An 11,608-nucleotide genomic window follows, 5' to 3' on the forward strand; every position below is an offset into this window, starting at 1 on the left:
GTGCAACTCCGCTTTCTTTTTCTCCATATTCAGCAGCCAACTCCAAAGGGACGCAAGATAACCCGAAGCCAACTTCTTTGTATTTGTTCAAACCACTGGTTTTTTGTAACTTTGCTCCATCTCAACAACCCTGACAAGGCAACAAGTCTTTGTAAACAACGATATATTTATGGCGCAAGAACCACTCACCCCGATGATGAAGCAGTTTCACGATATGAAGGCGACGAATCCCGATGCGATTCTCCTCTTCCGTTGTGGCGACTTCTACGAAACGTATAGTGATGATGCGGTGGTGGCTTCGCAAATCCTCGGCATCACCCTCACCAAACGCAACCAAAAAGGTTCGTCGGGTTCTATTGCTATGGCAGGATTTCCACACCATGCGCTCGACAACTATCTTCCGCGCCTTATTCGCGCTGGACACCGAGTGGCAATCTGTGACCAACTCGAGGACCCAAAACTCACCAAGAAACTCGTGAAACGCGGCATCACCGAATTGGTGACCCCTGGTGTGGCACTAGGTGACAACGTACTGGCTAGCAAAGAAAACAACTTCCTGGCAGCCATTCACTTCGGAGCCGCAAGCGTGGGACTGTCTTTGTTGGACATTTCCACGGGAGAATATCTGGTTGCCGAAGGAGATGTGGAATATATCGACAAACTTCTTGCAGGATTTTCGCCCAAAGAAATCTTGGTGGAACGCGGATTGAAGGGGAAATTCGACAATCTCTTCGCTGGAAAATACTTTGTGTTTGAACTCGACGACTGGGCTTTTGCCGATGTTTCTGCGCGCAACAAGGTGTTGAAACACTTTGACGTCAAAAACCTCAAAGGATTCGGCATCGACCATCTCCACGCAGCCATCACTGCAGCCGGAGCCATCTTGACCTATCTCGACCAAACGCAGCACCACCACACCGACCACATCACGCGCATCACACGCATCGAAGAAGAACGTTTCGTGCGCCTCGACAAATTCACCATTCGCAACCTCGAATTGGTGAGCACCAACCACGGAGATGGACGTTCGCTCCTCCAAGTGCTCGACCGCACCCTCACCCCAATGGGAGCGCGCCAACTGCGTCGATGGGTGCTCTTCCCCTTGCGTTCGGTCAAAGACATCAACACGCGCCTCGACAGTGTAGAACAATTCTTCCGCCAACCCGAATTTCGCGAACTCTGCGAGATGGAACTCGGCAAGGTGGGCGACCTCGAACGCATCGTTTCTAAAGTAGCCACTGGACGCATCAATCCTCGCGAAATGCAACAACTCCGTGCCGCCTTGGAAACGGTGATGGTGCTCAAAAACGTGTGTTTATCATCGCCACAAGAGAGCATTCGCGCCATCGGAGAAAAACTCGCGCCTTGCACCGAACTGCGCCAGCGCATCGAGCGCGAACTGCGCCTTGACCCACCACTATTGGTGAACAAAGGCGGAGTCATCAACGAAGGCGTCGATGCACAACTCGACGAACTGCGCAACATCCAAACCTCGGGCAAAGACTACCTCCTCCAAATCCAAGAACGCGAAATCGCACGCACCGGCATCCAAAGTTTGAAAATCGGATTCAACAACGTCTTCGGCTACTACATGGAGGTGCGCAACACCTACAAAGAGTTTGTACCCGAAGAGTGGATTCGCAAACAGACACTTGTCAATGCCGAACGCTACATCACGCAAGAGCTCAAAGAATATGAGGAGAAAATCCTCGGTGCGGAAGATAAGATTCTCATTCTCGAAACGCGTCTTTATGGTCAGTTGGTCGCTGCTGCAGCGGAATGTATCGTAGCACTCCAACACAATGCCCAAGCCCTCTCCGACCTCGACTGCTACCACTCCCTTGCCCATTTGGCTAGAACGCAAAAATATGTGCGCCCCATTGTGGACGACACCACTACCCTCGACATCAAAGCTGGACGTCACCCCGTGATCGAAACCTTGATGCCCGTGGGGGAAGAATACATCGCCAATGACATTCTGCTCGACACCGAGAGTCAGCAAATCATCATCGTCACGGGTCCCAACATGGCAGGTAAGAGTGCACTCTTGCGCCAAACAGCCTTAATCACCCTCCTTGCGCAGATGGGGTCGTTCGTTCCTGCCGACAGCGCACGTGTGGGATTAGTCGACAAAATCTTTACCCGTGTGGGAGCCTCCGACAACATCTCCGTAGGTGAGAGTACGTTTATGGTGGAAATGAGCGAAGCTGCCAACATCATGAACAATCTCACGGAGCGTTCTCTCGTGCTCTTTGATGAACTTGGTCGCGGCACTTCCACCTACGACGGCATCTCCATCGCCTGGAGCATTGTGGAGCACATCCACGAAAACCCCACCGCTCATGCGCGCACGCTCTTCGCCACGCACTATCATGAGTTGAATGAGATGGAAAATCGCTTTGCACGCATTAAAAACTACAACGTGTCAGTGCGCGAAGTGGATCATCGCATCGTTTTCCTCCGCAAACTCGCACGCGGAGGTAGCGAACACTCCTTTGGTATCCACGTGGCGCGCTTAGCTGGTATGCCTGGCGATATCGTGCGCAGAGCCGAAAGCATCCTTCACCATCTCGAAGCCAACCGTGCCGATGACCGCGAGAATGTCTCTGCCCCTGCCGAAACACCCACCGAAGGTCTACACGTGGCAGCACCCAACACCCAACTGTCGTTTTTCCAACTCGACGACCCTGTGCTCACTGCCGTGCGCGATGAGATACTCCATCTCGACATCAATAATCTTACTCCCATGGAAGCCCTCAATCGCTTGCATGAAATCCGTAAAATACTCACCGGACAGGCTTAAGGTCTGCTCTGGTGAGTAATTGTTTATCCCTAATCTCTTCGGAAAGTCAGACAAGCTCTCAGTGAGCATCGGCTGTTCTTTCCCTTCCTTTAACCCTATTTATTCATCCTAAAATCTTAACATCATGATGAAACGATTGCTTAGTTTTTGCCTCGTCTTTGCACTTGGCACCCTCCTCGCCGTCGCAGGCGAAAAAATCACCTACCGTTTCGCTCCAGAATTGGGCAAAACCCTCACCTATCACATGACTTCTACGATAGAAGACTCTAATCCCACCAACCATTCCCAAAAACTGGAAACGAGTATGACAACTCATATCAAGGCAACTTCACTGGAAAATGAAGTCTATACTATGGTTATCAACATGACCGACCTCGCTATTTCTCTTCCAGATATGCCCCAAAGTGCAGAAATGGAAGCTATGTTAAAAAAAATCAATGAGCTGTTTTCTCAAATCACGATCACCAACCAAACGGATAAACATGGTGCCGTGAAAAATGTAGAAGTCAAAGGACTACCCAAAGAGTTGTTGGGACAATTTTCCTCGCAATTAGAGCAAATGGAGCTTAACAGCCAGATTCAACGGTTCCCCAGCACCCCCATTGGCGAAGGTGACACCTGGAAAAACAACATCAAAGACAACAAAAAGGAGATGCAAGCGGAATCTTGCTTGACGAAGATTACACCAACCACTCTGACCGTAAAGAGTAAAGGCGTCTTGAAAATGAACCCAGAGAATAATTTCACCTTTGAAGGTGAAGTACAATACGATCGCAGCACTGGCCAGCAAATACCAGGCACCATAACGATGGATTTGCTAGGCACCGTAAAGACGAACAATAGTCCTAGCCTTGTCAAGATCAAGGTGACCATGTAGGCAGAAACACAGCATCCCCATTGACCCTAGTGGTGTCAATGGGGATGATTCATTCTAGATGGAGCGATGCACCATCTTAAGACATTTAGCAGGTGGATTGGGAAACTGGTTCGATGCCAAAAATCTTCATGTCGTTCTCTACATCAGTGATGCCAGCAATGCCAAAGTTCTCTACCAGCACTTTCGCCACATTGGGAGAAAGGAAAGCAGGAAGCGTGGGACCCACGTGGATATTCTTCACACCAAGATACAACAACGCTAGCAACACAATAATCGCCTTTTGTTCATACCATGCAATGTTGTAGGCAATGGGTAAATCGTTCACGCTTTCAAGGCCAAAGATGTCCTTCAATTTCAATGCAATGAGTGCGAGCGAATAACTATCATTGCACTGACCAGCATCGAGCACACGAGGGATGCCATTGATGTCGCCCAAAGCGAGTTTATTGTAGCGATATTTTGCACAGCCAGAAGTCAAAATCACCGTGTCTTGTGGAAGGGCTTTCGCAAAATCACCATAATAGTCGCGACCTGCTTGACGACCATCACAACCGCTCATCACCACAAACTTCTTGATGGCTCCACTTTTCACAGCTTCCACCACCTTATCGGCAAGTGCAAACACTTGGTTATGACCAAAGCCACCAACGATTTTACCTGTCTCGAGGCGTTTTGGAGCAGGACAAGTCTTTGCCAAAGCTATGATTTCAGAGAAATCCTTGCGTCCCTCAGCGTCTGCCACAATGTGTTTCCATCCTGGGAAAGCCGTTGCGTTAGTGGTAAACACCTTGTCCTTGTAAGTAGCATTGGGAAGCGGAGGCACAATGCAGTTGGTGGTGAAGAGAATCGGACCATTAAAAGTCGTAAACTCTGCACGTTGTTGCCACCACGCATTACCGTAGTTGCCCACAAAGTGCTTGTATTTCTTGAAAGCTGGATAGTAGTGCGCAGGAAGCATCTCGCCATGCGTGTAGATGTCTACGCCCTGCCCTTCCGACTGTTCGAGCAGTTGTTCTAGGTCTTTGAGATCATGACCACTGATCAAGATACCAGGACGGTCTTGCACATCGATAGAGACTTCTGTCACTTCAGGATGACCGTAAGTGCCCGTGTTGGCACGGTCGAGTACATCCATAGCCTTCACGCCATATTCACCAGTGCGCAAGGTGAGGTCGATGAGGGCAGCCACATCAAGATTGCCCACAGTGAGCGCAGCCAAAGCGTCGCAAGTGAAGTGATTGATGGTGATATCCTCAAAACCAAGACGTTCGGCATGCTCCACATAAGCCGCCATTCCCTTAAGACCATAAATAATCAATTCTGTGAGAGAGCGTTTGTCTGCATCAGTCTCAGCCAAAACACCCACTTCTGCGGCTTTAGCATCAAAGTTGTCACGCACATCGCTCCAAGTGAGCGCGTCAGTAGTGGGCAATTCCACTCCGAGTTGTTGCAAACGAGCCACAAGTTGGTCACGCAGTTCTAGTCCACGCTCCACACGCGCAGCAATGCTGTCATCGTCAAAGTTAGCATTGGTGATGGTGCAGAACAAAGCATCCGTATTGAAATGATACACTTCGGCAGGAATAGCCTCACCACGTTGGCGAAGCAGTGTTTCGGCTACACTAATACCGCGAACTACAAAGAGCAGGAGGTCTTGCAAACGAGCAGTTGAGGCTTCTTTGCCACAAACACCCTTGATCAAGCAACCTGTGTTGTGTGCCGTTTCTTGGCACTGAAAGCAAAACATTTTAGGGTCCATAAGTTATGTCTATGTTAGTTTATGTCGCTGCAAAGATACAAAGCACCGTAGGAGGAAAACGTAACATCAGTTACGGTTGCGCATGTTTATAGCCCAGAGTTCCTACAAAACATCGGTATGAACAATCAGTTGGCGTGTAAGCGCAGCCTACTCTCTAATCTCACTCGCGTTAAGAAAGGTTACACTATCCTCTCTCACGTGCGCGCATGCGCGCGCACCCTGCACTTTTGCACTTTTTGCTTTCACAACCTTCACAGATTTCTCCATGAGTAGCTATCAACCAATATATTACCGCGTATTTTTAAACATATTTTCAGAAATCTCTATTGAGCGACTGAAAAGAGGCTGAAAATAGGAAAAAAGGGAGTATGAGCAAACGAAGATTTCACCAGGAGATTGGGGAAGAAAAAACAGAAATGTCGGAGCCTTTCAAAGAAACGTCGGAGTTTTTTGGAAAAACGTGGGAGAAAATTTGAAAAAAGTCCAACGTTTTAGGGCGTATCTCCATGATTTCTAGACCGTAACAGGTGACAAAGCTAGAGCTAGTGTGAAGGTTGTGAAAGCAAAAAGTGCAAAATCCCTGTGGTGCGGGCGCGTACGCGAGCACATACGCGCGTGCGAGACCACACTTTTTTTGCGTCACAGAGGCACGCAAGGAATTTCGGAAGGAGCAGACCAGGAACAACCAGCAATCAGCGCCTAGTGCAAAGACAAAAGAGAAATTAACCTAGAGCCAAAACAATACAGTCAATCCATATTTTGCTATATCCACCTTACAAAACAAAGAATACCAAAAGATTTTTCTGCAGTTTTTTAGCGATTTACCTCACTTTTGCCTCATATCCTCCCATATACTTATAGGGGGCAGACAACATGGAGAACACGGAATGGGGTGAGCTTCTCTTCAAGAAGGCAGGAAAAAACCGCCGAGGGTGCACCCAACATCTTGGGCACACCCTCTTGGATTGTGTTTAGAAAAGATGAACGACAGAAGAACAGAGAGTTCATCTTGTGTTGGTTAATGGAAAATTGCGAAGTATTCGCGATAGGTTTCCCTAGTATAAAAAAGAGGAAACCCGAGACTAGTTGTTTAGTTGTTGCAAAGATACGAAGGGTCACAACGAAAAAGCGTAACATCGGTTACGCTAAGGGATTTTTGGCGAGGAAATGAGGATGCGACACAAAAAAACGGACACATCCATTGGAGGATGTGTCCGTTGATATTTCATCATTTCCTTCGTCTCCAAACGGAGAAGAGGGAGAGTACGAGATTACTGAGCCACTACACGTTGACCATTTTGGATGTAGATTTGACCGCTTTCAGTCTTTTCTACGCGGCGACCAGAAAGGTCGTAGGTGCCTTCAGTCTTGGTGTTTTGTACGTTGGTCTTCACGCCACCGATGGTGGTGATGGTCTCAACGCTGTTGCGTACCAACTTGAAGTTGTGGATGCAGAAAATCTTGTTTCCAATCATGTTGGCTACAATACCAAGAGCTACATCAGTATCTTCAGTGAGGACAAAGTTGAGCGTGTTTTCAGCTCCCATAGGACCTGGATTGAGCGGAGTGCTAGCCAAGGACTTATCAAGTTGGTTAGAGTCAGGCAACTTATTGCCCAAAGCAGCTACAAGGAAGCAGTTTGCACTTTCGCCATGCTGACCGAAGGAAGTAGTGAGCGCATAAGCACCAGCCTTGAGGTGGAGCACTTGGTACACCTTGTGATCCTTCAAATCGGGGAATCCATCCCAACCAGAAGTAACGGTGAAGGCACCGCCCTTCATGTTGTCATAGTGAGCACCAGCAGTGACATTACCTGATTTGTTGGTATTTTCGAGGAGCCAGTCTTTGAGTTCGAGCCAGCGAGAGTTAGAACCATTGACTTTCTTGTTGGTGTGATCGAAGCGAGCATGGTTGTTTTTGAGTTCGCTGCTCACATCTTCCATAGTGTCTTCGAAGTTCAAGCTGAAGACGCCACGAGAGAGACCCCATGCGTCACCTTCAGGACCAAAGTTTTTGCGAACACCTTCATAGCCGTTGCCAGATTGGTCCACTACGTTGCCAGAAGTTTGATTGAAGTTGTAGTAGAGGATCAACTTATCTTCTGACTTCGCCTTGTCGAGGAGTTCACCTTCGAGAGGAACATTGGCATACTTGCGGAGTGTTGACACAGGAAGCGCCTTCTCCCAAACGCGGAATTCATCGATTTGACCGCTCATGTCGGCAGATTCGTTACCAATGGTGAAGCGAGAGAGGTTAGGCATTTGGCTACCAGAGAGGTAACCAGTAGTAGCGATTTGTTCGCCATCGCAATACACTTTGACGTTGCTACCATTGTTTACACAAACTGCATAGTGGTGCCATTCACCTGCCTTGACAGTTCCTTCGTTGGTGAGAACAGTAAGACCGTTCTTGCTGATTTGCAAGCGACCACGATAGTCAGTCTTGATTTGGAAAGTAGCATCGAGGTCACCGATACCGCAGCAGAAGTCGGAGAGCTTCGCAGGATTCATCCACCAGTCGATGGTGAAGTTCTTCGTATCCTTAGCAATAGGTTGCTTACTCAATACCACGCTTGCACCGATGTGGTTGAAGGAAAGACCATTCTTAGAGTCAGCATTGACAACGGTCAAACCGCGCAATTGTGTAGTTTCACTCTTGCCTACTTCGTTGCTAGCCTTGAGGGTTACATCGTAAACACCAGGTTGCTTCACTTCGTAGGGGAGTTCGTTGTCCTGCTTATCCTTGAGTTCTACCTTCTTCACAAGCACATTCTTGCCGCTGTTGAAGATCCACTCGAGTTGGCTGGGGCGGAACTTAGATTCGTTGGTCATGGTGCCCTTTTCGTTCTTGAGGACTACAGGGTTATTGATGCTAAATGCAGCTTCAGGAGCAACATTCACCACGTTCACCACTTGCTTGCTAGTCTTCACTTCACCAGTTGCAGAAGTAACGGTGAGTGTAACTTCGTGCTTACCTGGAGTTTCATAAGTAGTACCAGCAGAAACAGCGTTAGAAGCAGATACGTTACCACCGGGCATAGACCAAGCATATTGGTAACCAGCCACAGGATTAACGGGGTTGAAACTTACGCGTTGACCAGCAGGAACCTGAGTGAGGGAAGCCACGAAATCTGCACTGCAAGCAGCAGCAGGCGTTACGGTAATTTCCTTTTCAGCAGTTCTAGACTTATCGCCGTCCTTCACGGTGAGAGTTACCTTGTAGGTACCTTCCTTGGGGAAGACAACGGTGAGTTCCGTACCAGCATATTTCTCTACATTTGCGTCAGGAGCACTCCACTCCAATTCCTTGGTCTGGTCTTGGTAGTTAGCCTTGAGCAAGAGTGGTTGACCAGCTTCCACAGTCTTTGCACCAGCGATGGAAGTACCAGAGAAGGTGAAGTTGCGGCCTGAAGGTTCTCTGAAGGTTTGGTCAGAGTTGACTTGTTCGTAGCCAGCACCATTGATAGGAGCGTGGTGTCCACCCACGCAGTCGCGCAAGTAGGGCTTGCCATCGATCATGATGATATCACCCTTATAGTAGGCGATAAGTCCTTGTGGCATGAGTTCACCACTGAATTCAGTCGTGTGGGCACTGCTTAATTCGTTATTATTGCGTGCCTTGTTCCATATACGAATTTCGTCGTAAACTGCATCTTGGCCGTTGCTGCCACCTGCGAAGACGAGGTTGCCAAAACCACCGAGACCACTATGACCAGCAGCGCTAGGTGCAGAGGCCTTGTGTGCTCCATTGACATAGAGGCGGAAGTTGGACTTCTGAACCACCATAGCGATGTGGCTCCATTTGTTCACGCGGAGGGCGCTAGCAGCATTGGCACGAGCATTGCCTACTGCATCCCAACCAGCAGTGTAGGTGCCATCAGCATTGGCGTGGCACATGAAGGTGCCCCAACCTGGACCACCTTGTTGGTTCCAGTCGCTAACAGAATGAGGCTTGATCCAGAACTCGATGGTGCAATCAGGGAAGCTTTCCTTGAAGACATCGGGAATGGTGAAGCCGGTCTTTTTGAGATCTACAGCCACATTCTTTTCTTGGCGAGCCACAGAAGAGATGGCAGAAACCATAGAAGTTTCGTGACCTCCTTCGTAAACCGCAGTTACGCCGTAGCTACCAGCGTCAGTGACGGGATAAGAGAGTTCTTGGGTAGTGCCACGAAGGGTGCCATTGACGAACACCTTATATTCTTTGATTTTGTGGCCGTTGGCTTGAGGTGCAGACCAAGTGAACTTGTTGTTGCTTACATTAGCGTTGGTGGGTGCGAAGAATTGCTCACCATATACAATGGTGCTGTACATCGCAATTGTACCCTTGTCAATCGCTACACTGTTTTCGCCCTCTTTCTTTTCGAGTACGAAGGGAGTTTCTACACCTTCCTTGTCGAATTCATAGTCGAGAACGCTGACATTGTAGAGGTGACCAGAACCCTTAGCGTTACGAGCTTGTCCAGATTTGGTCTTGGAGTTGATGATGAAGAAGTACTTCAAAGGACGTGAACGGTCGAAACCTGCGCTCAAGTCGGTGAGGTCGTAACCGAACTCCATGGGTTCGGTGTGCAACTTACCGTCTGCCCAACGTCCCAACATAGGCATTTCGGGCAATTCCTTTTGATCCTTTTCGCCAGTGCCGATGTCACCTCCGCGACCGTCACCAGCCCAGCGGAAGTGATGGAGATCGATGACTGCATCGGGCTTCTTGGCATTGAGATCTGCAGAAACACCGACTTGCAAGAGAAGCTCAGAGCGACGAGAATAGTCCATCTTCACCTTGATGGTGCGGAAAGGACGATAGTCTTTGCGCACGTGGTAGATTTCGGGTTGCCAGAAACCACCGCTTTGGTGACGCACGCCCTTTGAGTCTTCTTTGGTGTGTGCTGGGAATGCGTTAGCATAGGGGCAATATACAAGACCGTTGTTAGCCCAAAGACCCCATGAGTTGGCGATGATCCAAGCACCGACTTCGTCTTTGTCCTTTTCACCATACTTGCCGTTGCCATCAAGGTCAAATTCGATACGATCGTCGTAACCTACGAGTGTGAGTGCGTGGTCCACACCTACACCCCAATATTTTACGTATTGTTGTCCGACAACACCAGCAGCTTGGTTGGCAGAGGTATTGCCGATGCGAACGAGAGTGGCAGCAGAAGCGACACCAATACCAGCGATACCACCAGCATGGAAGTCTGAGTCGCCATTGTGGTTCCACAACCAGTTTTTCATTTGCTCACGACCTTCCTCTGTTCCCAAGTTGTTAGGAATGTGGGCAGGCTGATACATGCGATTGTGCATGGCTTCAAACCATTTGTCATAGCCCGTCATCCAACCGAAGTCGTTGTTGGTCTCTTCTCTCCATCCGAAGAGTGCAGAGTTCATGCGTCCACCATAGGTTTTAGCAGAAGGCACACCTACGAATTGAACAAATTGGTCCTTACCAGAGTTACCATTGGTGAGCAACCAAACAAAGTGGGTGGGATATTGATTTTCAAACTTAGAAGCATCTGTGCCGCGGTAGGCGTTGAGTTCGTAGGTGAACATGTAGCCAATACGTGATGCAGAGCCGCAAGAACCACCTTCTTGGCTAAAGATGGGTGGGAAATACATGTTTGCAGCATTGTTCACATAAGCAGGACGTTGGCTCACGGGGGGAGCGTCAGTGCCTTTTACCTTATGTGCAAGACCATAGCGACGAAGCGTACGGTCTGGACGAACAGTTGGATCGTAGTCAGGGTATTTGCTACGATCGACAACGGGCTGAGCTTGCAAGGCAGCAGGAAGAGCCACCGCAGCGAGCAAAGCTAGTTTGAAGACGCTTTTCATATAGGAGTTGTGGTTTTGAAATGTTCAAAGATGGGAACAGGGTGCAGGATTAAAGAGGGGGTTCATAGGTTTTAGCAAATCTCAACTTCGCAAGAGATGTTGTAGAGTGAGAAGAAACCTCTTTAATATGACACTATTTAAGGCACAAATTTACAGTAAAGATAGCAGAAAGACAAGTCTTTGGACTATTTTCTTGCTTTTCTATCTCGTGTTTTAACAAATTGGGGCCACAAATCACGATTTCGCGAGGGTTTTCCTGTCATTTTGCTAGAGCTGTTTGACATTCTCTCCCCTTAACCAGCACCAAACAGACAAAGTAGCTATATGGATATTACAAA

The 11,608-nt window shown here is 48.6% G+C and carries 4 protein-coding genes; 2 read left to right on the forward strand and 2 right to left on the reverse strand.

The annotated features are described in order from the left end of the window. Positions 1 to 169: 169 nt before the first annotated feature. Positions 170 to 2,803 carry a DNA mismatch repair protein MutS gene (mutS, locus tag BQ2633_RS05925; RefSeq protein WP_075565739.1) on the forward strand — a complete coding sequence of 878 codons (2,634 nt, stop codon included), beginning with the start codon at positions 170 to 172 and terminating at the stop codon, positions 2,801 to 2,803. 124 nt (positions 2,804 to 2,927) lie between these two features. Then, complete coding sequence (locus tag BQ2633_RS05930) at positions 2,928 to 3,680, forward strand: DUF6263 family protein (RefSeq protein ID WP_075565741.1); 753 nt, start codon at positions 2,928 to 2,930, stop codon at positions 3,678 to 3,680. Between the two features lie 85 nt (positions 3,681 to 3,765). Here BQ2633_RS05930 and hcp read toward each other — a convergent pair whose 3' ends face one another. Together hcp and BQ2633_RS05945 are read right to left on the reverse strand one after the other, a co-directional pair. Beyond that, the gene (gene hcp / locus BQ2633_RS05935) at positions 3,766 to 5,439 is read right to left on the reverse strand and encodes a hydroxylamine reductase (protein ID WP_075565743.1); all 1,674 of its coding nucleotides are present in this window, start codon (positions 5,437 to 5,439) and stop codon (positions 3,766 to 3,768) included. Positions 5,440 to 6,710: 1,271 nt separating this feature from the next. Then, on the reverse strand, positions 6,711 to 11,270 hold the full coding sequence (locus BQ2633_RS05945) for a LamG-like jellyroll fold domain-containing protein (RefSeq protein WP_075565747.1): 4,560 nt from the start codon (positions 11,268 to 11,270) through the stop codon (positions 6,711 to 6,713). Positions 11,271 to 11,608 lie beyond the last annotated feature (338 nt).

This window comes from Ihuprevotella massiliensis (genome assembly GCA_900095835.1).
Taxonomy (GTDB): domain Bacteria; phylum Bacteroidota; class Bacteroidia; order Bacteroidales; family Bacteroidaceae; genus Alloprevotella; species Alloprevotella massiliensis.

Coding starts and splice junctions, on each gene's coding strand:
- BQ2633_RS05945 (WP_075565747.1), bottom strand. CDS start 11,270: ATGAAAAGCGTCTTCAAACTAGCTTTGCTCGCTGCGGTGGCTCTTCCT.
- BQ2633_RS05930 (WP_075565741.1), top strand. CDS start 2,928: ATGATGAAACGATTGCTTAGTTTTTGCCTCGTCTTTGCACTTGGCACC.
- hcp (WP_075565743.1), bottom strand. CDS start 5,439: ATGGACCCTAAAATGTTTTGCTTTCAGTGCCAAGAAACGGCACACAAC.
- mutS (WP_075565739.1), top strand. CDS start 170: ATGGCGCAAGAACCACTCACCCCGATGATGAAGCAGTTTCACGATATG.